Origin of the sequence: Polaribacter sp. 11A2H (assembly GCF_011379025.1) — a bacterium.
Classification (GTDB): domain Bacteria; phylum Bacteroidota; class Bacteroidia; order Flavobacteriales; family Flavobacteriaceae; genus Polaribacter.
In genome coordinates this window covers 270,875-297,096 of sequence record NZ_WTLD01000006.1, presented here as the reverse complement: position 1 = coordinate 297,096, position 26,222 = coordinate 270,875, and the positions used below count along the sequence as shown (strand labels likewise).

The window sequence follows — 26,222 nt, the reverse complement described above, 5'->3', positions numbered from 1 at the left end:
TGTTGAAAAAGCATAAGTGAACTGTTAATTGGTGTAATTTATATTAATAATAGCTTTTATTGACTTCAATTTTTAGAATGATCACTGCGTGAAGGATAGAAAAGAAAAGCCCATAGTGAGGTACGAACGAGGACTTGTAGTGGATAGCCTGACCATTTTTAACGCAAAATGTTTGTTGTTCTAAATAGTTTCTTGAAAAATGGACACGCCCAAAATATTGTTGCTGTTTTAAAATAAAAAACTCATCAATAATTAAATTGATGAGTTTTGATATGTTTTCGATACTATTCTGAAAAAAAATAGAATTACTCGTATTGTAGTTTACATAGCAACTAAATCTCCAGTAGTATCTTTAGAAGGTAATTCTGTTTTACCCATTAAAAATAAATCTACTTGTCTTGCTGCTTCTCTTCCTTCAGAAATTGCCCAAACAATTAAAGATTGTCCACGACGCATATCTCCAGCAGTAAAAATGTTTTTTACGTTTGTTTGATATTTTCCGTATTCCGCTTTGTAATTAGAACGTCCATCTTTTTCTAGACCTAATTTGTCAGCTAATGTGCTTTCTGGACCTGTAAATCCTAAGGCTAATAAAGCTAAGTCACAAGGCCAAGTTTTTTCTGTACCTGCAATTTCTATTAATTGAGGTCTTTGACCTGGAACCATTTTCCATTCTACATTAACTGTTTTTAATGCAGTTAATTTTCCGTCTGCATCTTTAACAAATTCCTTAGTGTTGATTAACCAATTACGATCTGCACCTTCTTTGTGAGATGATGAAGTTTTTAATTGTAAAGGCCAAAAAGGCCAAGGAGTAGTTGGTGAACGGTGTCCTGGAGGTTTTGGCATAATTTCAAAGTTAACTACAGATTTTGCTCCGTGTCTATTTGATGTACCAATACAATCTGAACCTGTATCTCCACCACCAATAACAATTACGTCTTTGCCAGTAGCTTTTATTTGATCTTTTACTTCTTTACCTAATACAACTTTAGTTTGTTGTGTTAAGAAGTCCATTGCTTGTACAACACCATCGGCATCAATACCTGGTGTTGGTAGGCTACGTCTTTCTGTAGATCCTCCACATAGTACAATACTATCAAAAGCTTTTAGGTCTTTTACATCATAATTAACACCAACATTAATGTTTGTTTTAAATATAATTCCTTCTGCTTCTAAAATAGCAACTCTTCTATCAATAATTCCTTTTTCTAATTTAAAGTTTGGAATACCGTAACGTAATAAACCACCAACTTCGTCATCTCTTTCAAAAACAGTAACGGTATGACCGGCTCTGTTTAATTGTTGAGCTGTTGCTAAACCTGCTGGTCCAGAACCAACAATTGCAATTGTTTTACCTGTTCTATTTTTTGGAGGTTGAGGTTTAATCCATCCTTCTTTAAATGCACGTTCTACAATGTTTTTTTCAATATTTTCGATAGAAACTGGATCTTCTATAATACCTAATACACATGATTGTTCACATGGTGCAGGGCATAAGCGACCTGTAAATTCTGGAAAATTGTTTGTAGAATGTAGTATCCAAGAAGCTTTTTTCCATTCGCCTTGGTGTACCATGTGATTAAAATCTGGAATTAGATTTCCTAATGGACAACCACTATGGCAAAAAGGAATACCACAATCCATACAACGTGATCCTTGTTTTGTTATTTCGTCTTCAGAAAGAGGAACGGTAAATTCTTTATAATTTTTTACACGATCTTTTACAGAGGTGTATGTTTCATCCTGTCTTTCAAATTCTTTAAATCCTGTTATTTTTCCCATGACATTATGCTTTTGTTAATTCTTCGAACATTGGTTCTTCTGTTTCTAAACGTATTAATGCTTTCTTATATTCAGTTGGCATCACTTTTACAAAGTTTTTTAAACTTGTATTCCAATCTGCTAATAATGTAGCACCTCTATTACTATCCGTGTATAAAACGTGTTTCTCTATAGTTGCTTTTAAGTCATCTGCAACTTCATTAGAGATTTCTTCGAATTCTATACCTTCAGTATTACAAAGTCCGTTTACAAACTTGTTTTCTGGGTCGTATACGTAGGCAATACCACCACTCATACCTGCAGCAAAGTTTCTACCTGTTTTACCAAGAACCACTACTTTACCACCTGTCATGTATTCACAACAATGATCTCCAACACCTTCTACAACCGCAGTTGCACCAGAATTACGAACTGCAAAGCGTTCTCCTGCAATTCCGTTTATATAAGCTTCACCTGCTACTGCTCCAAACATACAAACATTACCAACAATGATATTGTTTTCTGCTAAAAAGTCTGCTTTTGCTGGTTTCTTAACAATTAATTTTGCTCCAGATAATCCTTTACCTAAATAATCATTGGTGTTACCATCTAATATAAATGTTAATCCATGTGCTCCAAATGCTCCAAAACTTTGACCTGCAGAACCTGTAAAGTTGATATTTAATGTGTCTTCAGGTAATCCTAAATGTCCGTAAATTTTTGAAATTTCATTACTTACAATTGCACCAACAGTTCTATTTGTATTTTTTATTGGATACGCTAAGTTCATTTTTTCTTTTCTATATAAAGCTCTGTGAGAATCTTTTAATATAGTAAAGTCTAAAACTTCTTCTAAGTTATGGTCTTGGCTTTCTGTATTTTTAACAATCATCCCTTTATAACCAGTTGGTCTATGTAAGATGCTAGATAAATCTAAACCTTTTGCTTTGTAATGCTTAATAGCATGATTTGCATTGATTTTATGTGTTTGACCAACCATTTCGTCTAGTGTTCTAAAACCAAGTTGTGCCATAATTGCTCTTAATTCTTCTGCAATGTAAAAGAAGAAATTAATTACGTGTTCTGGTGTTCCTTTAAAGTTTTTACGTAACTCTTTATCTTGAGTTGCAATACCAACCGGACATGTATTTAAATGACATTTACGCATCATGATACAGCCAGAAGCTACTAAAGGAGCGGTTGCGAAACCAAATTCTTCAGCACCTAATAATGCAGCAATTGCAACATCTCTACCTGTTTTTAATTGACCATCACATTCTACAACAATTCTACTTCGTAAGCTATTCATTACTAAAGTTTGCTGTGCTTCTGCTAAACCAAGTTCCCATGGTAAACCTGCGTGTTTTAATGATGTTAAAGGAGAAGCTCCTGTTCCACCATCATAACCAGAAATTAAAACAACATCTGCTTTTGCTTTTGCAACACCAGCAGCAATTGTACCAACACCAACTTCAGAAACTAATTTTACATTAATTCTTGCTTCACGATTGGCATTTTTTAAATCGTAGATTAATTGTGCTAAATCTTCGATTGAATAAATATCGTGATGTGGAGGAGGTGAAATTAAACCTACAAAAGGGGTGGAGTTACGGACAGCAGCAATCCAAGGATATACTTTTGTTCCAGGTAATTGACCACCTTCACCAGGTTTTGCTCCTTGAGCCATTTTTATTTGAATCTCTTTCGCATTTGTTAAATAATGAGAAGTTACCCCAAAACGACCAGATGCTACTTGTTTAATAGCAGAGTTTCTGCTATCTCCATTGATATCTTTTTGAAAACGTTTTCTGTCTTCTCCACCTTCACCTGAATTAGATTTACCTCCAATTCTGTTCATGGCAATAGCTAAATTTTCGTGTGCTTCTCTAGAGATAGATCCATAAGACATTGCACCCGTTTTAAAACGTTTTACAATTTCTGTCCAAGGCTCTACTTCTTCTAAAGGAATTGGATCTAAGTTATCAAACTGAAACAAACCACGAATTGTCATTAGGCTTTCTGCCTGATCGTTAATAGCTTTCGCGTAAACATCATAACTAGCTTGGTCACTTAATCTTACCGCTTGTTGTAGTTTTGCTACCGTAGTTGGGTTAAATAAATGACGCTCTCCGTTTCTTCTCCATCTGTAATCTCCACCAACATTTAAACCTAAGTTTTTGTCAATTTGATTGTCTGGGTATGCTTGTTTGTAACGTTGATCTATTTCTTTTTCAATTTCATACAACCCAATACCTTCTATTCTTGAAGCGGTGTATGGGAAATATTTTTCTACAAATTGAGAATTGAATCCTACAATTTCGAAAATTTGAGAACCTCTATAAGAATGTAATGTAGAGATTCCTATTTTGTTCATCACTTTTAAGATTCCTTTACCAATTGCTTTGTTGAAATTATCAACCGCTTTTTGCTCGTCCATACCGGTAATAAAACCTTCTTTAACTTGCGTTCTAATAATTTCATTTACCATATATGGGTTTACGGCACTTGCGCCATAACCAAATAAAGTAGCAAAATGATGTGGTTCACGTGGTTCTGCAGATTCTATAATTATATCGAAAAAAGAACGCTTACGTAAACGGTTTAATTGATGATTAACAAAAGAACATGCTAATAAAGCAGGAATAGGAGCAAACTCTTGATTTACACCACGGTCTGATAATATAATGATGTTGTTCTTGTTTTCAATTGCTTTTTCAACCTGAATAACAATTGCGTCTAATGCATTTTCAAGTCCGTTTAGTCCTTGTGCTTTTGGATATAAAATTTCAATAGTTTTTGCTTTGAAACTTTCAATATCTATATTTCTTATTTTTTCTAAATCGGCATTTGAAATTACCGGATTTTGAATTCTTAATTTTCTACATTGTCTGTCTGTAATGCTGAAAATATTTCTGTCTTTTCCTAAATTTAAACTAATGTCAGTTACAATTTCTTCACGAATACCATCTAAAGGAGGGTTTGTAACTTGTGCGAATAATTGTTTAAAGTAGTTTGATATTAATTGAGGTCTGTCTGATAAAACTGCTAAAGGAGTATCAATTCCCATAGATCCTAAAGCTTCTTTACCTACTATTGCCATTGGTGTAATTACTTCTTGAATATCTTCAAAAGTGTAATTAAATAAACGTTGACGCGTTTTTATGTCAATTGTTTCAATTGGGCAAGTTTCACCTTTATAAGGAACATCTTTTAAGTGTAAACGAGATTTATCTAACCATTCTTGATAAGGTCTTTCAGAAACAATTTTACTTTTTATTTCTTCATCCTCAATGATTCTTCCTTCGTTCATGTCTACCAAGAACATTTTTCCTGGCTCTAACCTTCCGTGTTCTTTTATGTCTTCTGGCGCAACATCTACAACACCAATTTCTGATGACATAATTAAACTACCACTTTTGGTAACTGTGTATCTAGAGGGTCTTAAACCATTTCTGTCTAATAAGGCTCCAATGTAATCTCCATCTGTAAAAGGTACAGAAGCAGGTCCATCCCAAGGCTCCATAATACAACCATTGTATTCGTAAAAAGATTTACGCTCTTTAGACATTGTTGCGTGTTTTTCCCAAGCTTCCGGAATCATCATCATCATAATTTCTGGTAATGAACGACCGGTGTGAGTTAATAACTCAACCACCATATCCATAGAAGCAGAATCTGATTTTCCTGGTAATATAATTGGGAATAATTTATCTATTTGTGGTCCAAAAACATCACTTTTCATGATTTCTTCTCGAACTCTCATTCTACTAACATTACCACGTAAAGTGTTAATTTCTCCATTCTGACACATGTGTCTAAATGGTTGCGCAAGCTCCCAAGTTGGCATTGTATTGGTAGAGAAACGTTGGTGTACAAGTGCCAAACGTGTTACTAAATCTATTTCTTGTAAATCTTTATAATAAGGTCCAATATCTTCTGGCATAATAATACCTTTATAGATGATAGTGGTAAGTGATAAACTTGGAATATAGAAATATTTACTTTCAGAAATTTTAGATTTTCTGATGGTATGTTCTGCTATTTTTCTAGCAGCATATAACTTAGCTTTAAAAGTAGCTTCGTCAATTTCATCTGTTTTTCCAACAAATAATTGCTCAATATTTGGTTCTGAAGCTAAAGCAATCTCTCCCAATTGAGAAGAATCTACAGGTACTTCTCTCCATCCTAAAATGGCAAGTCCTTGTTGTTTTATTTCTTCTTCAAATGTGGTTTTACAAAAATTATATTGGTTGCTAACTTTAGGAAGAAATACCATTCCAACAGCATATTGTCGTTGTTCGGGTAAGGGGAAATTACAAACTCTTCTAAAATAATCGTGAGGTATGTCTATTAATATTCCGGCTCCATCTCCTGTTTTTCCATCTGCACTAACACCTCCTCTGTGTTCTAGTTTTACTAGAATTTCTAGGGCATCGTGTATAATTTGATTTGTTTTATCTCCATTCAAATTACAGATAAAACCAGCACCGCAATTTTCGTGTTCAAACTCTGGTAAGTATAATCCTTGTTTCTCCATATTGTGTTCAATTATATATACAAATCTATGTATTTTATTGAAAAGGATTCAGTATTCTCGCTGTTTTAATGTGATTTTTGTGATGAAAACAATAAAACTGTGTAAAAAGATTACTTATGACAATCTAATGGATTTTTATTATCATATTCATAAAATAAGAAAAAAAGTCTGCAAATTTTTAAGTTTGCAGACTTTTATAATCATTTAATGATTTGATTAGTGCTCATTTAAGCGAAAATCAGGGTATGCATCCATACCATGTTCATGAACATCTAATCCTTCTAATTCCTCTTTTTCACTAACTCTTATACCCATTGTTTTCTTTAGGGTGTATATGATGATGAATGAAGTTGATAAGCAAAATACGGCATAAGATGCAACACCAATTAGTTGACTTATAAATTGATCTACACCTGCAAGGTTACCAAATAAACCAACAGCTAAAGTTCCCCAAATACCACAGATTAAGTGAACTGCAATAGCTCCAACAGGGTCATCTAATTTTAATTTATCTATTAAGCTAACTGCAAAAACAATAATTACACCAGCAATAGCTCCGATTAAAATTGCGTCTGTAGGAGACATTTGATCTGCTCCTGCAGTAATACCAACTAACCCTCCTAAAATACCATTTAAGAACATTGTTAAATCTAAATTTTTATACATTATAGTAGAAACGATAGCCGCAACAACTCCACCTGCAGCTGCAGATAAACAAGTAGTTACAAGTGTTAAAGATGTTAATCCTGGGTCTGCAGATAAAACAGAACCACCGTTAAAACCAAACCATCCTAACCAAAGTATTAAAACACCAGCAGTTGCTAATGGTATGTTGTGACCAGGGATTGCTTGTATTTTTCCTTTTTTAAATTTTCCTATTCTAGCTCCTAGTAAACATACAGCTACAACGGCCGCCCATCCTCCAACGGAGTGTACTAGTGTAGATCCTGCAAAATCGTAAAAAGGTGTTGCCAGTTGGTCTAAAAATCCACCACCCCATTTCCAAGAACCTGCAATTGGGTAAACGATTCCTACATAGATTACTGCGAAAATCATAAATGGAAGAATTTTCATTCTTTCTGCAACTGCACCAGAAACTATGGTAGCGGCAGTAGCAGCAAACATTCCTTGAAATAAGAAATCTGTCCAGTAGGTGTAGCCTTCATTGTAAGCTAAGTCTAAAGCGCCTTCAGCTGTTAATGGAGATGATAATCCAAATCCTGCAAAACCAAAAATTCCAGAAGAACCTTCTGCGAAACCAGGGTACATTAAATTAAAACCTACTAGTGCGTATAGTAGAAGTCCGGTTGTTATGATGAATATATTTTTAAAAAGTATGTTAAGTGTGTTTTTCTGTCTCGTTAAACCAATTTCTAAAAATGCAAAACCTAAATGCATAAAGAAAACTAGTGCTGTACAGATCATCATCCATACATTGTTAATTGTTAATAATTCCATGTTTTTTTTATTTTGATTTTTTCTTTAAAGTTTCACCACCTTTTTCTCCGGTTCTTATTCTGTATACTTCTGTGATGTCTGATACAAAAATTTTACCATCACCAACATCTCCTGTGGCAGCAGATTTAAGTAATGCGTCTATGGTTATTTGTTCAAAATCATCATTTACTACTATAGATACATGTCTACGTTGTATATCGCTTGTGCTGTAGCTGATGCCTCTGTATACGTGTCCTTCTTTTTCGTTGCCTAAACCTGTAACGTCCCAATAAGAGAAGAAATTTACGTCAACTGCGTGAAGTGCTTCTTTTACATCGCTGAATTTTGATTTTCTTATAATCGCTTCTATTTTTTTCATGATATAGTTAATTGTTATTTGTTATTATTTAGTTTATCGTTTTTTTTGTGTGAAAATCACACAACTTATTTTGGTAAGTTATGTGATTTTTAAAAAATAATAATAACTAAACTTTTTTTTTGATGATTTATTTATCGTCAAACTCTCTTTGTCTAACTCCTGGGTATGCGATAGATCCGTGTTCGTGAACATCTAATCCTTCGATTTCTACTTCTTTACTTACACGTAATCCCATTGTTGCTTTTAAGATTCCAAGAACAATAAATGATAAGCCAATTGCCCAAGCAGCATACGCTAATACTCCAGTTGCTTGAACTCCTAATTGAGCAGCGCCACCACCATTGAATAATCCAATAGCTGTGTCTCCATCTATGCCCCAAAGACCGATAACTAAAGTACCCCATGCTCCGGCAACACCGTGAACAGAAGCAGCTCCAATAGCGTCATCAATTTTTAATTTCTTTTCTATAATTTCAATTGCAAAAACTACAATGATACCTCCAATTAAACCGGCAAGTACAGCGCCTCCTGCAGTCATGTTTCCACAACCAGCAGTAATACTTACCAAACCAGCTAATACGCCGTTAAGAGTTTGTGCTAAATTAGGTTTTCCGTACCAGATCCAAGTAGTAATTAATGCTCCTAATCCACCAGCAGCAGCTGATAAGTTTGTGATTAATACAACGTTTGATGCAGCTATAGAATCTGCGCCACCCCAAGCTAGTTGAGATCCACCGTTAAAACCAAACCATCCAAACCAAAGGATAAATACACCTAAAGTTGCTAGTATTTGATTATGACCAGGAATGGGTAATACTTTTCCGTCTACGTATTTTCCAATTCTTGGACCTACCATAAAAGCGGCAACTAAAGCAGCCCATCCACCAACAGAGTGTACAATTGAAGAACCTGCAAAGTCGATGAAGCCCATTTCTGTTAACCATCCACTACCTTGCCATTGCCATCCTCCAGAGATTGGATAAATAACAGCGGTCATTACAATAGAGAAAATAATATATGTAGAGTATTTTGTTCTACCTGCAATTGCACCAGAAACGATGGTTGCAGTTGTTGCAGCAAACATAGTTTGGAAAAACAAATCTGCTCCTTCACCTTGAAATAAACCGCTCCAGAAGAACCATCCGTTAGAGGTGTCACCATACATTAAAGAGTATCCAACTAACCAAAACGTTAATGAGCCTACGCAAATATCTAATAAGTTTTTCATTGCAATGTTAACTGCATTCTTAGATCTTGTCATACCAGATTCTACTAATGTAAATCCTGCTTGCATTAAGAAAACCAAGATACCTGCAATAAGCATCCAAAGCATTCCCATATCTCCATTTATTTGTTCAACAGCTTTTGAAACTTCTGTTACTGGAGTGTCTTGAAATAATGTTAAAAATAAACTCATATATGTTTAAAGTTTTAGTGAATGAATTGTTATATTGATCTTTGTCTTTTCTTAGAAAGAATAAACTGCTGCCATTGTTAAGGTAGAAGTGTTTTTCTTTGTTGGAAAAGCTTCGATAATATAATCGTCAGAATTATCAAACCTTAAATCAGTTATAAATTTTAAGTTGCTTGTTAAGTTGATGTTAGAGGTTAAAGTGAAAGCAGTTACATTGCTATCTACGCTTCCTGCGCTAGTTGTAAAAAGTTCTGGTCTTAATCCTAAAGAGAATTTGTCAGAAAAAGCATTTTGTAAGTATAGTGCTACACCTTGGTATCCTTCGTTAGCGTCACTAGAGTCTGCGTAAGCAGCGTTTATACCTACATAAAAAGTGTCTGTTAAATCGAAACCACCTGTGTAGTCTAAAAATATCCAGTCTGTTGCTCCGCCAGCACTTACAGCACCTGTAATAAAGTTTAAATATTGACCTTTATATCCTACTTGAGCACCTAACTGAGTGTCATCAGTAAGATTTCCGTCTGCGCTAGAAATTCCATGTGCGTTTGTTACAGCTAACATAAAAGATAAGTCTTCAGAAACTGCGTAGTCTGCTTTTACTCCTGTATGAGAAAAAGGACCTGCGTTAAATAAGTAAGATACTGTGTAGTTGAAGTTTGCTGAAGGATTGATAACTTCATATCCTAAAAAAGTATTGAATTGACCTGCTGTAATTGTTAATTTATCAGATACGTTGTAGTAAGCGTATAATTGATTAATTGCTCCTGCCATGTTTGCATCATCTGCTCTTGGTCCAAAAGCAATATCTGCAACAACACCAGCTTTACCTTTTTCGTAAGCAAATACGGTGTTTGCAAATCCTAAACCAAATGCATTTGCATTTTCTGGAGCTGCAATTAATATTCCTGGAGTTCCAGGGTCTCTTGTAAAATTAGTTGTGCCGTATACATCTACTGTACCGCTTAATGTAAAAGTTCCTTTGTCTTCGTTTTCTTGAGCTGTAGCTATTAGGCTAGTTGCTAATAATAATGTGAAAATTACTTTTTTCATAATGTTGTTCTTTTAGTGTTAAATGATTTCTATATTAATTGAACTGCGTCAAAAGTAAATATTAAATTTAAACTGACAAGGGGGTGGTTTTTCAAAATAGGGTGTTTTAGGTGTTGTACCCTCAAAAAAATAGGGGTTAAACTGAGATAACTTCATTTTGTGGTTTTTGAGGGGTTTGAAATATTGGGTATGTAAAAATGTGTATCATAATTTTAGGATATCCATAAAAATGTGCCTTTTGTAAAAAAAAATGCAATTATTGTATATTCGCACCTATGAAATATTCATTTTCTTATATAGTTAGGTTACAATTTCTTGGTTTCCGGTTTTCTGGATGGCAAAAACAAACAAATGCTAAAACTTTGCACGATATGGTAGATAAAACCTTGTCTTTTGTTTTTGAAGACATTCATTATAAGACGATTGGAGTGGGGCGGACGGATGCTAAAGTTTCTGCAAATACATACTATATTCAGATGTTTACAGATAAAATAGTGGAGGAGGATACTTTTATAGAATCTTTAAATGCTAATTTTTCACCAGATTTTAAGGCGATTTCTATACAAAAGGTAGATAGAGGTTTTAATGTAATTAACGCTCCGAAGATTAAAGAGTATCATTATTACTTCTCTTTTGGTGAGAAAAACCATCCTTTTTCTGCGCCTTTTATTGTAAATGTTGATGAAAATCTAGATTTAGAAACGATGCAAGAAGCGGCGAAGTTGTTTGCTGGTGAGCATTATTTTCATAAATACTGTACAAGGCCTTCAGAAAAAACGATATTTAAAAGAATAATTGACTCTTGTGAAATTATAGAGAACGATGTTTTAACGGCTAATTTTTTTCCAGAGAAGTCTTATATATTTAAGGTAAGAGGAAAGGGATTTTTGCGTTATCAGATTCGATTGATGATGGCGACGTTGTTTGAAGTTGGAAAAGGAAATTTGGATTTGCAGTTTATTGAAGCTTCTTTGAAAGAAGATAATGATAAAAAGTATATGAGAAATAATGCGCCCTCCTCTGGTTTGCAATTGTATGATATTGAGTTGGAGGTGTAGTGGTGATAATTTGTATTGTAATTTGCGTAAGGTGTTCAAGGTGAAATTAGAATGACAAAATTGGTTAACTAAAAAAAGACCTCACAGGTTTTAAAAACCTGTGAGGTCTGGAATTAATATAGAATAGTTTAGATAAACGAGTTTGATTTGAAAGGTTGGATGTAAAAGAAAAATCCACCTTTTAAAAAGATGGATTTTTGTACCTTATGTATAGGGATTGATTTAACCTTTGATAATTCCACGAGAGATTACGATTTTCTGAATCTCTGAAGTGCCTTCATAGATTTGTGTAATTTTTGCATCTCGCATTAAGCGTTCTACGTGGTAGTCTTTTACAAAACCGTTTCCTCCGTGTATTTGAACCGCTTCTACGGTGTGTTCCATAGCTACTTTACTTGCGTAGAGTTTTGCCATTGCGCTAGACATGTCGTAATTATTACCTTGGTCTTTATCCCAGGCAGCTTTCATAACCAGCATTCTTGCTGCTTCTATTTCTGTGTGCATGTCTGCTAATTTAAAGGCAATTGCTTGGTGATTGCAAATTTCTGTACCGAAGGCTTTACGTTGTTTAGAGTATTTTAAAGCTAATTCGTATGCGCCAGCTGCAATACCTAAAGCTTGAGCTGCAATACCAATTCTTCCGCCAGAAAGTGTTTTCATGGCAAACTTAAATCCAAAACCGTCTTCGCCAATTCTGTTTTCTTTTGGTACTTTTACATCGTTAAATTGTAAAGTGTGTGTGTCTGAACCACGAATTCCTAATTTGTCTTCTTTTGGACCTACGTGAAACCCTTCTGTTCCTTTTTCTACAATAAATGCATTGATGCCTCGGTGCCCTTTTTCTCTGTCTGTTTGTGCAATTACTAAATAAACATCTGCACGTCCGCCACTTGTAATCCAGTTTTTGGTTCCGTTAATGATATAGTGGTCTCCTTTGTCTATTGCAGTTGTTGCTTGTGAGGTTGCGTCTGATCCTGCTTCTGGTTCGCTTAAACAGAATGCGCCAACAAATTCTCCTGTTGCTAATTTTGTTAAATATTTTTGCTTTTGTTCTTCATTGGCATATGCTTCTAGTCCGTAACAAACTAAAGAGTTGTTTACGGAAACGATAACAGAAGCGGATGCATCGATTTTAGAAAGTTCTTCCATAATTAATACGTAAGAAATAGCATCCATTCCGCTTCCTCCATATTTTGGATCTACCATAATACCAAGAAAACCAAGATTTCCCATTTTTTTGACTAGTTCATTTGGAAATTCTTGTTTGTTGTCTCTTTCTATTACGCCTGGTAATAATTCTGTTTGCGCAAAGTCTCTTGCGGCATCTCGAATCATGATGTGTTCTTCTGTTAAACTAAAATCCATCTGTATGTGTATTTGTTATATTCGTAATATTTGATTCCAAAGATATCGATTTCGTAACATATTATCAATAAGGATTTGTTATTTTTACAGATATGAATATTAATGAGGTTTTTATAATAGGGGTAATGTCTGGAACTTCTCTAGATGGTATCGATTTGGTGTATGTTCAGTTTGATAAAAATAAGTATCAAGATTTTAGTATTTTATACTCAAAAACGGTTTCGTATTCAGAGAAATGGAAAGCTACTTTACAGGATGCAATTCATTTTTCTTCGGATGATTTAAGTATTCTGGATGTAAATTATGGAAAACTTTTAGGTGAGGAGATTGCTGTTTTTGTTGATGAGTTTCAGATTGAAAAAATCGATTTTATTGCGTCTCATGGGCATACAGTTTTGCATCAGCCAGAAAATGGAGTTACACTTCAGGTGGGGGATGGGCAAACAATTGCAGATGTTACTCATCAAAAAGTTATTTGCGATTTTAGAACACAAGACGTTAATTTAGGAGGACAAGGAGCGCCTTTGGTGCCAATTGGAGATGAGTTGCTTTTTTCTGATTACGATTATTGTTTAAATCTAGGTGGTTTTTCTAATATTTCCTTTCACGAGAATGGTAAAAGAATAGCGTATGATATTTGTCCGGTAAACATAGTATTGAATAAATACGCTCAAGAATTAGGTTTTGAATATGATGATAAAGGACAAATTGCAGCAAACGGAACTTATTTAATGCAGTTAGAGTCAGATTTAAGATTGTTGGATTATTATCAGCAAAAACCACCAAAATCTTTAGGTTTGGAGTGGGTGCAAAAAGAAATTTTTCCAAGATTAGAATCCATAAAAAGAAAACCAGAAGATTTATTAAGAACATTTACAGATCATGTTGCTTGGGCAATTGCGGCAGTTTTGCCTAAAAATGCAAGAGTTTTGGTTACGGGTGGAGGTGCTTTTAATGAGTATTTAATAAATAAAGTAAGAGCAGAAAAAGAAGTAGAACTTATTGTTCCTGGTCATCAATTAATAAATTTTAAAGAAGCACTTATTTTTGCTTTTTTAGGTTTGTTAAAAAGTCAGGGCAAGGTAAATTGTTTGAGTTCTGTAACAGGTGCAAGTAAAAATCATTCTTCTGGAGAGGTTTTTTACCCAAAGTTGTAAGAATTGGTGTTTATAAAAAGTTTGTTTCATAGCTTTTTACGAATAAATTCTTTTAAAATAAAAAATTTGAACAATCGTTTTTTTACTGTAAGTTTGTAAGGAATCAGCTTAATAAGAAAAATATAAAATTTTAAAAATGAATCAACTTTAACTTTTCCCCTGAAGGGGATTTTAGCCAAAAATAAAATTGTTTTAAAAAACAAAAAGAAAAGTGAATTTATTTAAAATTTTATTATGAAAGAATTATTAAAAATATACGAGAATAAGCAGCCAGAAATCGTTTTTAATTGGAAAGATCCAGAAACGGAAGCAGAAGGTTGGGTAGTGATCAACTCTTTAAGAGGTGGTGCCGCTGGTGGTGGTACAAGAATGAGAAAAGGGTTGAATATGAATGAGGTTTTGTCTCTAGCAAAAACAATGGAGGTGAAATTTACAGTTTCTGGTCCTGCAATTGGAGGTGCAAAATCTGGTATTAATTTTGATCCGAGTGACCCAAGAAAAAGAGGTGTTTTAGAGCGTTGGTATAAAGCTGTTACGCCGTTGTTAAAACATTATTACGGAACAGGAGGAGATTTAAATGTAGATGCAGATAAAGATGTAATTCCTATCACAGAAAGTTGTGGTGTTTGGCATCCGCAAGAAGGAATTTTTAACGGACATTTTAAACCGACAGAAGCAGATAAAATAAATAGAATTGGTCAATTACGTATGGGCGTAATTAAGGTGATTGAAGATAAATCTTTTTCGCCAGATTTGTCTAGAAAATATACGGTGGCAGATATGTTAACTGGTTATGGAGTGGCAGAAGCAGTGAAGCATTATTATGCAATTTACGGAGGAGAAATAAAAGGAAAAAGAGCAATTATTCAAGGGTTTGGAAATGTGGGGGCTGCGGCAGCTTATTATTTAACCCAGTTGGGTGCTAAGGTTGTGGGGATTATAGATATAGATGGCGGAGTTATAGATGAAGATGGGTTTACGATGCAAGAAATGACCGCATTGTTTTTGGCGAAAGATGGAAATCAATTAGTGTCTGATGATATGATTCCTTTTGAAGAAATTAATGAAAAAATATGGAGTCTGCCTGCAGAAATATTTGTGCCGGCTGCTGCTTCTAGATTGGTTTCTCAAGATCAGGTTCAACGAATGATAGATACTGGTTTAGAGGTGATTTCTCCGGGAGCGAATGTTCCGTTTGCAGACAAGGAAATTTTCTTTGGTCCAATTATGGAATATACAGATGAACATTTAAGTTTATTACCAGATTTTATTTCAAACTGTGGTATTGCAAGAGTTTTTGCCTATTTAATGGAATCAAAAGTAGCTTTGCCTATGCAGGATAAAGCGATTTTTAATGATACCTCAAATATTATAAAGAAAGCATTGCAAAGAACTTTTAAAAGAAGTGCGTCAAAAACAAAAATTTGTTCAACGGCATTTGAAATTGCTTTAAAGCAATTAATTTAAAGTTATTAGTTAAATTTGTATTCTAAAATTGGGTTGTGTGTTTTAATAAGACGTTGTTAATTCTATGTTTCTATCAAAATGCATTGTAACGAATAGTATCGCTATTAATTTTAGGAGGTACAAAGGGGTGAAAAAAATAAATATAAAAATGTCATTTTGTAATATGGCATTTTTTTTGATGTAAAATAAAGACGATTATTTTAAGTTGAAACAATTTAAAAATAGAAAGGTCGTTACTTAAATAGAACTTAAAAATAGAATTAAATGTTGTTGTTTTTTCAAGAGAATAAAGAGGTTTTAGAAGAGGTTGTTTCGGAAGAAAAAACACTTTCTATCTATAAATTAATTATGGATGGTGGTTTAGGAGGTCAAATAATTTTAGCACTACTTTTTGTGTTGTTGGCTGTAGCGATATATATTTATTTTGAAAGATTCTTTGCTATAAAAGCAGCGTCAAAAATGGATGAGAATTTTATGAATCAAATTAAAGATTTTGTTTCTAATGGAAAATTAGAATCTGCAGATGCGCTTTGTAAAAGTAAAAACACACCAACAGCAAGATTAATTGGAAAAGGAATTTCTAGAATAGGAAAACCTTTAGATGATATTAATACCGCAATTGAAACAGCAGGGAAGTTAGAAGTTTATCAATTAGAAAAGAATGTAAGTGTTTTAGCAACAATTGCTGGAGCGGCACCAATGATTGGTTTTTTAGGAACCGTAATCGGTATGATTGTTGCCATTCATGAAATTGCAAATGCAGGTGGTCAAATTGATATTAAATTGCTTTCAGATGGTTTGTATACAGCAATGACAACAACAGTTGGAGGGTTAATTGTGGGTATTATAGCGTACATAACCTATAATCATTTAGTGGTAAGAACAGATAAAGTAATTTATCAAATGGAAGCAAAATCTGTTGAGTTCTTAGATTTATTAAACGAACCAGTATAAGTAGTTTTAGATTCAAAGGTTGAAAAATAATATTTTATGAATTTACGCGGAAGAAATAAAGTAGATCCTACATTCAATATGTCATCAATGACAGATATTGTTTTTCTATTATTGATATTTTTTATGCTTACCTCTACATTGGTTACTGTAAGTGCTATTGATGTTTTATTGCCAAAAGCAGGAGGGAAAACAGAGAATAGTAAATCTGTTGCAGTGTCTATTACTAATGAGTCGTTGTTTTATATTGATAAAACAAAAGTGAGTTCAGCAAGTTTAGAAAGTGAAATTCTAAAAAGTGTTGGAGCCGATAAAAAGAAGACAATTATTATTAGAGGGGATAAAGATGTACCTTATAAAAATGTAATGCAGGTAATTGATATTGCAAATAAGAATAAGTTAAAAATGATTTTAGCTGTAAAAGGCAAGTAAAATGCAAATACTAAATACAACACATAAACGTAAATCTGCTGTAATTACAGCGGTTATTCTGGTGCTTGTTATTTTCGGAATTCTAAATTACGGAATGCATTATTTAGATCCTCCGGAAGAATACGGATTGGCTATTAATTTTGGAACCTCAGAAGTTGGGAGTGGAGAACCTGTAGAAGATACAAAGAAAATTTCTGCACCAGAAGTGGTAGAGGAAGAAGTTGTAGAAAAAGAGGTGGTAGAAGAAGTTGTAAAAGAAACTCCGCAAGAAGTAGTGAAAGAAGATATTATTACGGAAGAGACTTCAAAAGAGGTTCCTGTTGTAGAAAAGGTGAAAGAAGTAGCGAAAGAACCTGTTAAAAAGGTTGTAGAAAAGGTGAAAGAGGTTGTAAAACCTGTAGAGAAGGAGGTTGTTAAGGAAATTCCGAAAGAAAAGCCGAAACCATCTAAAGCAACTCAAGATGCGTTGAATAATTTATTAAACGGAAATTCTTCTGATGGAAAACCACAAGGAGAAGGAGATGATGCAAAGCCAGGTGTAAAAGGAAAAGAAACTGGTGATCCGGCTTCTTCTAAATACTATGGAAATACCGGAAGTGGTGATGGAGGTGATTATAATTTAGCCGGCAGAAGAGCGCTATCTAAACCAAAAGTGCAACCCGATTGTCAGGAAGAAGGTACTGTTGTGGTGCAAATTCAAGTAGACAAAAACGGAAAAGTAATTTTTACAAAACCAGGGTATAAAGGAAGTACGAATACTGCACCTTGTTTACTTAAAGCAGCAAAAGAAGCGGCCTTAAGTACTAAGTGGAATCCTGATGATAATGCACCAGCAAATCAAGTGGGGACTATTATTTATAAGTTTACTTTGTCTCAATAATTACTTACATTTGTTACTTGTTGTGCTTCATTTTGAAAAAGAATAAGCGGAAACAAGAACGTGATATGAGTAGTTATTTTGTCATATAGACACATAGAGATCAGCGCCTATGTTTTCTGTCTTTCTATTTAGTAGGTTTTTATAATTATTAGATAGTGCGTTAAAATTAGCTCGAATAAACATTATTTTTATCAATATTTAATGACTTATAAACAAACATTAGATTGGATGTTTGCACAATTACCGATGTACCAAAGAGAAGGTAAAACAGCATTCAAAAAAGATTTAACCAATACTTTAGCGCTTTCTAAAGAATTGCAGTTCCCAGAAAAAAAGTTCAAATCAATTCATGTTGGTGGTACCAACGGAAAAGGATCTACAAGCCACATGTTGGCCTCTATTTTACAAGAAGCAGGTTACAAGGTGGGTTTGTATACTTCGCCTCACTTAAAGAATTTTACAGAAAGAATTAGAATCAATGGTTTTGAAATTCCTGAAACAAAAGTTTCATCTTTTATAAAAGAACATAAAGGTTTTTTAGAAAAACAAAGACTGTCTTTTTTTGAAATGACGGTGGGTTTGGCTTTTGATTATTTCGCAGAAGAAAAAGTAGACATTGCTATTATAGAAGTCGGTTTGGGAGGAAGATTAGATTCTACGAACATTATTACTCCAGAGGTTTCTGTAATTACCAATATTGGTTTAGATCATACGCAGTTTTTGGGAGAGACCTTGCCTGAAATCGCTTTTGAAAAAGCAGGTATTATTAAAATGAATGTTCCTGTGGTAATAGGAGAGGAGCAACAAGCTGTTAAAAAGGTTTTTATCGGGAAAGCGGAAGAATGCAAAGCGCCTATTTGTTTTGCTTCGGATGATGATAAAAGTTACATAACAGATTTGTTAGGCGATTATCAAAAGAAAAATACAAAAACAGCTGTTGCAGCCATTCAAAAATTAAAAGGGTTCAAGATATCTACAGAAAACATCGAACAAGGATTGTTGAAGGTTGTTGAGAATACCAATTTAAAAGGTAGGTGGCAGATTTTACAAGAGCAACCAAAAGTAATTTGCGATACTGCGCATAATAAAGATGGTTTAAGTATTGTTTTAAAACAATTAGAAAAAGAATCATTTAAAAAGATACATTTTGTTTTAGGGGTTGTTTCGGATAAGAAATTAGAAGAGGTTTTACCACTTTTTCCTAAAGACGCACATTATTATTATTGTAAACCAGATATTCCAAGAGGTATGTGTGAGGCTGTTTTGCAAGAACAAGCAAAAGAATTTCATTTAATTGGAAAAAAATATCCTTCGGTAAGAGAAGCGTTTGAAGACGCGTTATTGAATGCAAATCAGGCAGATATCATTTATGTAGGAGGAAGTACTTTTGTGGTAGCTGAAATTATTTAAATAAAATATCATTTTTTACTTGGTAGAACTAAAATAAGTTTTATATTTGCAACCGCTTAGGGCAATTAGCTCAGTTGGTTCAGAGCATCTCGTTTACACCGAGAGGGTCGGGGGTTCGAATCCCTCATTGCCCACCAAAGCAAAATCCTTCACATTTATGTGAAGGATTTTTTGTTTTTAGATAATTTTAAAAAAAAAATGAAATTATTTTTAGTTTTATTTGGTAGATCTAAATAATGTGTTATATTTGCAGCCGCTTAGGGCAATTAGCTCAGTTGGTTCAGAGCATCTCGTTTACACCGAGAGGGTCGGGGGTTCGAATCCCTCATTGCCCACCAAAGTAAAATCCTTCACATTTATGTGAAGGATTTTTTGTTTTTAATAGGTTTTGGTAAAGTCGCCAATGATTCTTTTATTATATTTGTTTCTTTATAAAAAAAAGCTAAAAAAATATTAATGGATATAAAATTATCAGGAAAAAAAATACTTGTTACAGGTGGGGCTGGTTTTATCGGTTCTAATCTTTGCGAGGTTTTACTTGAGAAAAAGAATACAGTAGTCTGTTTAGATAATTTCTCTACAGGGAAAAGAGAGAATATTGAACATTTAAAAGAAAACCCGAATTTTACGTTAATTAATGGGGATATTAGAAGTTTAGAAGACTGTAAGTTGGCTGCTTCTGGAGTAGATTATATTTTGCACCAAGCAGCACTGGGTTCTGTGCCAAGATCTATTAAAGATCCTATTACTACCAATGATGTTAATGTTACTGGTTTTTTAAATATGTTAGTTGCGGCAAGGGATAATGATGTAAAAAGATTTGTGTTTGCAGCAAGTTCGTCTACGTATGGAGATTCTGAATCGTTACCAAAAGTAGAAGACGTAATAGGGAAACCTTTGTCTCCTTATGCGGTTACCAAATATGTAAATGAATTATATGCAGATGTTTTTGGTAAAACGTATGGTTTAGAAACAATTGGCTTAAGATATTTTAATGTTTTTGGTAGAAAGCAAGATGCTAATGGAGCGTATGCAGCAGTAATACCTAAGTTTGTAAGTCAGTTTATGAATTTAGAATCTCCTGTTGTAAATGGAGATGGTTCTTTTTCTAGAGATTTTACGTACATAGACAACGTTATTGAGGCAAACTTACTAAGTTTAGTTGCAGATAAAGAGGCTGCTAATGAAGTATACAACGTAGCATTTGGAGATAGAAATACTTTAATACATTTATGTGATTCTTTAAAGGAATACTTATCTAAGTATAATTCTAAAATTAAGGATGTAGAAGTTGTTTTTGGTCCTAATAGAATTGGGGACATTCCGCATTCTCATGCAGATATATCAAAAGCTAAGAAATTATTAAATTATAACCCAAAATTTTCTTTAAAAGAAGGATTAAAAGAATCAATAGATTGGTATTGGAAAAACTTAAAGGATGAGTAAAATTAAAATAGGTATTATTGGTTTGGGCTATGTTGGCTTACCATTAGCAAGGCTTTTTGCAACAAAATTTTCTGTTGTTGGTTTTGATATCAATCAAACTAGGATAGAAGAATTGAAGCAAGGTAAAGATGTTACTAGAGAGATTTCTAAAGATCTTTTAGATAAAGTGATTCTTACTGAAAACAACAATGATTTAGGGTTGTTTGTAACTTCTAGTTTAGCAGAATTAAAAGAATGTAATTATTATGTTGTTACGGTTCCTACGCCAGTAGATAAAAATAATAGACCTGTTTTAACGCCTTTAATAAAAGCAAGTGAAACGGTTGGAAGCGTTATGAAAAAAGGAGATATCGTCATTTATGAATCTACGGTATATCCTGGTGCAACAGAAGAAGACTGTGTGCCTATTTTAGAAAGAGTTTCTGGTTTGGTGTTTAATAAAGACTTTTTTGTGGGGTATTCTCCAGAAAGAATAAACCCGGGAGATAAAAAGCACACCGTAGAAAAAATATTAAAAGTTACCTCTGGTTCTACAAAAGAAGTAGGCGAAAAAGTGAATGATTTATATGCTTCTGTAATTACTGCAGGTACACATTTAGCACCTTCAATTAAAGTTGCTGAAGCTGCAAAAGTGATAGAGAATTCTCAGAGAGATATTAATATTGCATTTGTAAATGAGTTGGCTAAGATTTTTGGGTTGATGGATATCAATACACAAGATGTTTTAGAAGCTGCGGGAACAAAATGGAACTTTTTACCTTTTAAACCAGGTTTAGTTGGTGGACACTGTATTGGTGTAGATCCTTATTATTTAGCTCAAAAAGCACAAGAATATGGGTATCATCCAGAAATAATTTTGGCAGGTAGACGTGTAAATGATGGAATGGGGAGATATGTTGCTTCTGAGGTTGCTAAGTTGATGATTCAGAGAGATGTTGAAGTAAAAGGAGCTGAAATTTTAGTTTTAGGAATTACTTTTAAAGAGAATTGTCCGGATGTTAGAAATACAAAGGCAGTAGATCTTATTTATGAATTAAAAGAATACGGAGCTAATGTAACTATTTTTGATCCTCATGCAAATGCTGCGGAAGTTCAAAGAGAGTATCAGTTAGAGTCTAGTACTGTTTTACCTAAAAAGAAATTTGATGCTGTTATTTTAGTTGTAGCACACAAAGAGTTTCTTAGCTTAGATTTTGCTGACATAAAAAAAGAAAAATCAATAGTATACGATGTGAAGAATTTCTTAGATTCTAAACTCGTAGATAAATCACTATAAAGAATGAAGAATTTTGCATTAATAGGAGCTGCAGGGTATATTGCGCCAAGACATTTAAGAGCTATTAAGGAAACAGATAATCAGCTGATTGCAGCTTTAGATAAGTTTGATAGCGTTGGTGTAATGGATAGTTTTTTTCCGAAAGCAGATTTTTTTGTAGAATTTGAACGATTTGATCGTCATATAGAAAAACTAAAAAGAGGAGGTACGCATTTAGATTACGTAAGTATTTGTACACCAAATTATTTGCATGATTCTCATATTAGAATGGCTTTAAGAAGAGGTGCAGATGCTATTTGTGAAAAACCTTTAGTTTTAAACCCTTGGAATGTTGATGCGTTAAAAGATATAGAAAAAGAATCTGGTCAGAAAATACATACAATTCTGCAATTAAGATTACACCCAAGTATTATTGCTTTAAAAAACAAAGTAGCTTTAGAAAATAAAGCTGGTAAGTACGATGTAGATTTAACATATATTACCTCTAGGGGAAAATGGTATGATATTTCTTGGAAAGGAGATGAGAGTAAGTCGGGAGGAATTGCGACAAACATTGGCGTCCATTTTTACGACATGCTGACTTGGATTTTTGGAGAAGTACAAGAAAATATTGTACATCTTAGAGAAAAAGATAAATCTGCCGGATATTTAGAATTTAAAAACGCTAGAGTACGTTGGTTTTTATCCATTAATGAAGAAGATTTACCTCAAGAAATAAAAGAAAAAGGACAAAGAACTTTTAGATCTATTACTATTGATAATGAAGAATTAGAGTTTAGTGCGGGTTTTACAGATTTACATACTATAAGTTACCAAGAAATATTAAAAGGAAATGGGTTTGGCTTAAAAGACTCGGAAGAATCTATTAAAATAGTTCATAATATTAGAAATGCTGCTATTAGTACATTAGGTGAAAAACACCTGTTTGTTTAATAAAAGGAATTTTTCTAAATAAAAATTAACTTACCTATAATTTGTTATTATTGATGATAAGGATGGTTTTCCTGAAAAGAAACATCATAATGTCAAATTATTTTGAATAAAAATAATGAAAAAAAAGAACCTTTTAATTTTCGGAACAAGGCCAGAAGCTATTAAAATGGCACCTTTAGTAAATCAGTTTTTAGCAGACAAAAGGTTTGAAACTAAAGTTTGTGTAACGGGTCAGCACAGAGAAATGTTAGACCAGGTTTTAAGTTTTTTTGATATTACTCCAGATTTCGATTTGTGTTTAATGAAACCAAATCAAAATTTATACAACTTAACAGGAGAAGTAATTTCTGGATTAAAACCTATTTTAGAATCGTATAAACCAGACTATGTTTTTGTGCATGGAGATACCACTACTACTATGGCAGCAAGTATTGCCGGTTTTTATGCCGGAGCAAAAGTATGTCATGTAGAAGCAGGTTTGCGAACCAATAATATGTTGTCTCCTTTTCCGGAAGAAATGAATCGTCAGGTTGCTGGTAGAGTTGCAACCTATCACTTTGCACCTACAATAAAATCTAAAGAAAATCTTTTACAAGAAAATATATCCGAAGAAAATATTTTAATTACTGGTAATACGGTTATTGATGCTTTATTAGAAAGTTCTAGTAGGGTAGATAATTTAGATAATGATGATGTTAAAGAAATTAAAAGTAAAGTTAATTTTGATAAAAGAATTATATTAGTAACAGGACATAGAAGAGAAAACCACGGTGAGGGATTTATAAATATTTGTGGAGCACTTAAAGAAATTGCTGTCAATAATCCTGATGTAGAGATTGTGTATCCGGTTCATTTAAATCCGAATGTTTTAAAGCCGGTAAATGAGTTGTTGGGTGATGTAGATAATATTCACCTTGTAAAACCATTGTCTTATCCATCATTTGTTTGGTTAATGAATCAATCGTACTTAATAATAACAGATAGTGGAGGTGTGCAAGAAGAAGCACCAAGTTTAGGGAAGCCTGTTTTAGTAATGCGAGATACCACAGAAAGACCAGAAGCGGTAGAGGCTGGAACCGTTATTTTAGTTGGTACAGATAAAGCTAAAATTGTAAAAGAAGCGCAAGGGTTGTTAGATGATATCCAAAAATATGAATCTATGAGTTCTTTACATAATCCTTATGGAGATGGTAAAGCGTGCATGAGAATCATTGAATTTATTTCAAATTTAGAGTAATGAAAAAAGTAGAAGTTGTAACGATAGGTTTAGGGTATATTGGTTTGCCAACATCCGCATTAATTGCGCAAAACGGAATTCAAGTTCATGGTGTTGATGTTAATCAACATGTTGTAGATACCATTAACCAAGGAAAAATACACATTGTAGAACCAAGTTTAGATGTTGCTGTAGAAGAAGCCGTAAAAAAAGGTTTTCTAAAAGCAGACATAAAGCCAGTTGAAGCAGCTACTTATTTAATTGTGGTGCCTACTCCTTTTAAAGGAAACCATGAGCCAGATATTTCTTATGTAGAATTAGCAACTAAAAATATTATTCCATTTTTAAAAGAAGATGATTTATATATTATAGAATCTACTTCGCCAATAGGCACAACAGAAAAAATGAGAAGTCTTATATATAGTGTAAGACCAGAATTAAAAGATAAATTACATATTGCTTATTGTCCAGAAAGAGTATTGCCAGGGAATGTAATGCATGAGTTGGTGTATAATGATAGGGTTATTGGTGGGGTTGATGAAAAATCTACCCAAAAAGCAATTAATTTTTACAAACAATTTGTAAAAGGAACCTTGCATTCTACCAATGCAAGAACGGCGGAAATGTGTAAGTTGACAGAGAATTCTTCTAGAGATGTACAGATTGCATTTGCCAATGAACTTTCGTTAATTTGTGATAAAGCAGATATAAATGTTTGGGAGTTAATTAATTTAGCAAATAAGCACCCAAGAGTTAATATTTTGCAACCCGGTTGTGGAGTTGGCGGACATTGTATTGCAGTAGATCCTTATTTTATTGTGTCAGATTATCCAATGGAATCTAAGATTATTGGTACGGCAAGAGAAGTAAATAACTACAAGTCTTTTTGGTGTGCAGAGAAAATTCAGAATGAGAAATTAAAATTTGAATTAAAGCACGGTAGAAAACCCAGTATTGCTTTAATGGGGTTAGCATTTAAACCAAATATTGATGATTTGCGAGAGTCGCCAGCAAAATATATTGCTCAAAAAGTTTTACAAAACACCAATAACGAAGAGTATTTTATTGTAGAACCAAATATTACAGAACATAACGTTTACAAGATAACAAATTACAAAGAAGCTTTTACAAAAGCAGATATTGTAGCCTATCTTGTGGCGCATTCAGAATTTAAAACTTTACCTACTGTGTCTGATAAGGTGGTTCTAGATTTTTGTGGTATAATTAAATAGCAAGCTGATTAAAGTATGCTAATTATTCTAACAGAATTTTCTTAAATTTCATTGTTTTTTAAGTCTTGAAATATTCATGATTTTTATCGTTTTTAAGTAGTAGTATTTGAAGTTTTAGAAGAAGGAAAAATCTTTTTTAGTATTAATAAAAATACTATTATGTTATTGTTAGTTAGTTGGTTGTGTTTTTTTTTAGTCTCTAAGTAACTAAAGAAATTAAAGAAAAAACTACTGTATAATAAATTATTAAATAATTAACATATATTTGCCAAAAAAGAAACTTATGAAAGTAGGGATAACCTTTAGTGCTTTTGATTTATTTCATGCAGGGCATGTAAAAATGTTAGAAGATGCAAAAGAACAATGTGATTATTTAATTTGTGGGATACAGACAGATCCTACTTTAGATCGTCCGGAAAAGAATATGCCAGTACAGTCGGTCGTAGAAAGATACATACAACTAAAAGGATGTAAGCACGTAGATGAGATTGTACCTTATGCAACAGAACAAGATTTAGAAGATATCTTAAGATCTTTTAAAATTGATGTTAGAATTATAGGAGACGAATACGCTAGTAAACAATTTACAGGTAGAAAGTACTGTGAAGAAAAAGGAATCGACTTGTACTTTAATAAAAGAGAACACCGTTTTTCTAGCAGTGGGCTGCGTAAAGAAGTTCAGGAGAAAGAGAATTTAAAAAAGAAAGAGAAATAAATGTTTTACAGGTTTTGGGGATAAGTTGTCATTTATATGGCGATTTAATAATTGACCAAAAATTGAGTGAAAACACCTATTTTTCTGATAGATAATTTAATTT

Annotated in this window: 20 protein-coding genes and 2 tRNA genes; 15 read left to right on the top strand and 7 right to left on the bottom strand. The window is 33.3% G+C overall.

Going from position 1 to position 26,222, the window contains the following annotated elements; all coding sequences use genetic code 11:
- Positions 1-321 precede the first annotated feature (321 nt).
- The 6 genes from GQS58_RS10275 to GQS58_RS10250 form a co-directional block, all read right to left on the bottom strand.
- Positions 322-1,785: a glutamate synthase subunit beta gene (locus GQS58_RS10275; RefSeq protein ID WP_166385517.1), complete on the bottom strand. Its 1,464-nt coding sequence runs from the start codon at positions 1,783-1,785 to the stop codon at positions 322-324.
- A 4-nt stretch (positions 1,786-1,789) separates the two neighbouring features.
- On the bottom strand, positions 1,790-6,301 hold the full coding sequence (gltB, locus tag GQS58_RS10270; RefSeq protein ID WP_166385515.1) for a glutamate synthase large subunit: 4,512 nt from the start codon (positions 6,299-6,301) through the stop codon (positions 1,790-1,792).
- A gap of 216 nt (positions 6,302-6,517) precedes the next feature.
- Positions 6,518-7,759 (bottom strand): ammonium transporter, encoded by a 1,242-nt coding sequence (locus GQS58_RS10265; RefSeq protein ID WP_166385513.1) that lies wholly within the window; start codon positions 7,757-7,759, stop codon positions 6,518-6,520.
- A 7-nt stretch (positions 7,760-7,766) separates the two neighbouring features.
- On the bottom strand, positions 7,767-8,117 hold the full coding sequence (locus tag GQS58_RS10260) for a P-II family nitrogen regulator (RefSeq protein WP_166385511.1): 351 nt from the start codon (positions 8,115-8,117) through the stop codon (positions 7,767-7,769).
- A gap of 127 nt (positions 8,118-8,244) precedes the next feature.
- The gene (locus GQS58_RS10255; protein ID WP_166385509.1) at positions 8,245-9,534 is read right to left on the bottom strand and encodes an ammonium transporter; all 1,290 of its coding nucleotides are present in this window, start codon (positions 9,532-9,534) and stop codon (positions 8,245-8,247) included.
- Between the two features lie 51 nt (positions 9,535-9,585).
- Positions 9,586-10,581 (bottom strand): outer membrane beta-barrel protein, encoded by a 996-nt coding sequence (locus GQS58_RS10250; protein ID WP_166385507.1) that lies wholly within the window; start codon positions 10,579-10,581, stop codon positions 9,586-9,588.
- 275 nt (positions 10,582-10,856) lie between these two features.
- Here GQS58_RS10250 and GQS58_RS10245 point away from each other — a divergent pair, with 275 nt between their 5' ends.
- The gene (locus GQS58_RS10245; RefSeq protein WP_166385505.1) at positions 10,857-11,639 is read left to right on the top strand and encodes a tRNA pseudouridine(38-40) synthase TruA; all 783 of its coding nucleotides are present in this window, start codon (positions 10,857-10,859) and stop codon (positions 11,637-11,639) included.
- Positions 11,640-11,861: 222 nt separating this feature from the next.
- On the opposite strand, the gene GQS58_RS10240 is transcribed toward GQS58_RS10245, so the two are convergent.
- Positions 11,862-13,004, bottom strand: a complete 1,143-nt coding sequence (locus GQS58_RS10240) for an acyl-CoA dehydrogenase (protein ID WP_166385503.1) — start codon at positions 13,002-13,004, stop codon at positions 11,862-11,864.
- A 92-nt stretch (positions 13,005-13,096) separates the two neighbouring features.
- Here GQS58_RS10240 and GQS58_RS10235 point away from each other — a divergent pair, with 92 nt between their 5' ends.
- From GQS58_RS10235 to GQS58_RS10170, 14 genes are all read left to right on the top strand, one after another.
- On the top strand, positions 13,097-14,161 hold the full coding sequence (locus tag GQS58_RS10235) for an anhydro-N-acetylmuramic acid kinase (protein ID WP_166385501.1): 1,065 nt from the start codon (positions 13,097-13,099) through the stop codon (positions 14,159-14,161).
- A gap of 234 nt (positions 14,162-14,395) precedes the next feature.
- Positions 14,396-15,628 carry a Glu/Leu/Phe/Val dehydrogenase dimerization domain-containing protein gene (locus GQS58_RS10230; RefSeq protein WP_166385499.1) on the top strand — a complete coding sequence of 411 codons (1,233 nt, stop codon included), beginning with the start codon at positions 14,396-14,398 and terminating at the stop codon, positions 15,626-15,628.
- Positions 15,629-15,892: 264 nt separating this feature from the next.
- The gene (locus GQS58_RS10225; protein ID WP_166385497.1) at positions 15,893-16,582 is read left to right on the top strand and encodes a MotA/TolQ/ExbB proton channel family protein; all 690 of its coding nucleotides are present in this window, start codon (positions 15,893-15,895) and stop codon (positions 16,580-16,582) included.
- A gap of 36 nt (positions 16,583-16,618) precedes the next feature.
- Positions 16,619-17,011 (top strand): ExbD/TolR family protein, encoded by a 393-nt coding sequence (locus tag GQS58_RS10220; RefSeq protein ID WP_166385495.1) that lies wholly within the window; start codon positions 16,619-16,621, stop codon positions 17,009-17,011.
- 1 nt (position 17,012) lies between these two features.
- The gene (locus GQS58_RS10215; RefSeq protein WP_166385493.1) at positions 17,013-17,891 is read left to right on the top strand and encodes an energy transducer TonB; all 879 of its coding nucleotides are present in this window, start codon (positions 17,013-17,015) and stop codon (positions 17,889-17,891) included.
- 201 nt (positions 17,892-18,092) lie between these two features.
- Complete coding sequence (locus GQS58_RS10210) at positions 18,093-19,301, top strand: bifunctional folylpolyglutamate synthase/dihydrofolate synthase (protein ID WP_166385491.1); 1,209 nt, start codon at positions 18,093-18,095, stop codon at positions 19,299-19,301.
- 59 nt (positions 19,302-19,360) lie between these two features.
- A tRNA-Val gene (locus tag GQS58_RS10205) sits at positions 19,361-19,438 on the top strand.
- 123 nt (positions 19,439-19,561) lie between these two features.
- A tRNA-Val gene (locus GQS58_RS10200) sits at positions 19,562-19,639 on the top strand.
- A 118-nt stretch (positions 19,640-19,757) separates the two neighbouring features.
- Positions 19,758-20,747: an SDR family oxidoreductase gene (locus GQS58_RS10195; protein ID WP_166385489.1), complete on the top strand. Its 990-nt coding sequence runs from the start codon at positions 19,758-19,760 to the stop codon at positions 20,745-20,747.
- Positions 20,740-22,023: a nucleotide sugar dehydrogenase gene (locus GQS58_RS10190; RefSeq protein ID WP_166385487.1), complete on the top strand. Its 1,284-nt coding sequence runs from the start codon at positions 20,740-20,742 to the stop codon at positions 22,021-22,023. The genes GQS58_RS10195 and GQS58_RS10190 overlap by 8 nt, the downstream gene beginning before the upstream one ends.
- Before the next feature lie 3 nt (positions 22,024-22,026).
- Complete coding sequence (locus GQS58_RS10185; RefSeq protein WP_166385485.1) at positions 22,027-22,956, top strand: Gfo/Idh/MocA family oxidoreductase; 930 nt, start codon at positions 22,027-22,029, stop codon at positions 22,954-22,956.
- Between the two features lie 115 nt (positions 22,957-23,071).
- On the top strand, positions 23,072-24,193 hold the full coding sequence (wecB, locus tag GQS58_RS10180; RefSeq protein WP_166385483.1) for a non-hydrolyzing UDP-N-acetylglucosamine 2-epimerase: 1,122 nt from the start codon (positions 23,072-23,074) through the stop codon (positions 24,191-24,193).
- Positions 24,193-25,404: a UDP-N-acetyl-D-mannosamine dehydrogenase gene (wecC, locus tag GQS58_RS10175; protein WP_166385481.1), complete on the top strand. Its 1,212-nt coding sequence runs from the start codon at positions 24,193-24,195 to the stop codon at positions 25,402-25,404. Before wecB ends, wecC begins: the two co-directional genes overlap by 1 nt.
- A 283-nt stretch (positions 25,405-25,687) precedes the next feature.
- Positions 25,688-26,119 (top strand): adenylyltransferase/cytidyltransferase family protein, encoded by a 432-nt coding sequence (locus GQS58_RS10170; RefSeq protein WP_166385479.1) that lies wholly within the window; start codon positions 25,688-25,690, stop codon positions 26,117-26,119.
- The last annotated feature ends 103 nt before the right edge of the window (positions 26,120-26,222 follow it).

Excerpts from the sequence above, each read along its gene's own strand:
- GQS58_RS10275 (WP_166385517.1), bottom strand. The coding sequence starts at position 1,785 with ATGGGAAAAATAACAGGATTTAAAGAATTTGAAAGACAGGATGAAACA.
- gltB (WP_166385515.1), bottom strand. The coding sequence starts at position 6,301 with ATGGAGAAACAAGGATTATACTTACCAGAGTTTGAACACGAAAATTGC.
- GQS58_RS10265 (WP_166385513.1), bottom strand. The coding sequence starts at position 7,759 with ATGGAATTATTAACAATTAACAATGTATGGATGATGATCTGTACAGCA.
- GQS58_RS10260 (WP_166385511.1), bottom strand. The coding sequence starts at position 8,117 with ATGAAAAAAATAGAAGCGATTATAAGAAAATCAAAATTCAGCGATGTA.
- GQS58_RS10255 (WP_166385509.1), bottom strand. The coding sequence starts at position 9,534 with ATGAGTTTATTTTTAACATTATTTCAAGACACTCCAGTAACAGAAGTT.
- GQS58_RS10250 (WP_166385507.1), bottom strand. The coding sequence starts at position 10,581 with ATGAAAAAAGTAATTTTCACATTATTATTAGCAACTAGCCTAATAGCT.
- GQS58_RS10245 (WP_166385505.1), top strand. The coding sequence starts at position 10,857 with ATGAAATATTCATTTTCTTATATAGTTAGGTTACAATTTCTTGGTTTC.
- GQS58_RS10240 (WP_166385503.1), bottom strand. The coding sequence starts at position 13,004 with ATGGATTTTAGTTTAACAGAAGAACACATCATGATTCGAGATGCCGCA.
- GQS58_RS10235 (WP_166385501.1), top strand. The coding sequence starts at position 13,097 with ATGAATATTAATGAGGTTTTTATAATAGGGGTAATGTCTGGAACTTCT.
- GQS58_RS10230 (WP_166385499.1), top strand. The coding sequence starts at position 14,396 with ATGAAAGAATTATTAAAAATATACGAGAATAAGCAGCCAGAAATCGTT.
- GQS58_RS10225 (WP_166385497.1), top strand. The coding sequence starts at position 15,893 with ATGTTGTTGTTTTTTCAAGAGAATAAAGAGGTTTTAGAAGAGGTTGTT.
- GQS58_RS10220 (WP_166385495.1), top strand. The coding sequence starts at position 16,619 with ATGAATTTACGCGGAAGAAATAAAGTAGATCCTACATTCAATATGTCA.
- GQS58_RS10215 (WP_166385493.1), top strand. The coding sequence starts at position 17,013 with ATGCAAATACTAAATACAACACATAAACGTAAATCTGCTGTAATTACA.
- GQS58_RS10210 (WP_166385491.1), top strand. The coding sequence starts at position 18,093 with ATGACTTATAAACAAACATTAGATTGGATGTTTGCACAATTACCGATG.
- GQS58_RS10195 (WP_166385489.1), top strand. The coding sequence starts at position 19,758 with ATGGATATAAAATTATCAGGAAAAAAAATACTTGTTACAGGTGGGGCT.
- GQS58_RS10190 (WP_166385487.1), top strand. The coding sequence starts at position 20,740 with ATGAGTAAAATTAAAATAGGTATTATTGGTTTGGGCTATGTTGGCTTA.
- GQS58_RS10185 (WP_166385485.1), top strand. The coding sequence starts at position 22,027 with ATGAAGAATTTTGCATTAATAGGAGCTGCAGGGTATATTGCGCCAAGA.
- wecB (WP_166385483.1), top strand. The coding sequence starts at position 23,072 with ATGAAAAAAAAGAACCTTTTAATTTTCGGAACAAGGCCAGAAGCTATT.
- wecC (WP_166385481.1), top strand. The coding sequence starts at position 24,193 with ATGAAAAAAGTAGAAGTTGTAACGATAGGTTTAGGGTATATTGGTTTG.
- GQS58_RS10170 (WP_166385479.1), top strand. The coding sequence starts at position 25,688 with ATGAAAGTAGGGATAACCTTTAGTGCTTTTGATTTATTTCATGCAGGG.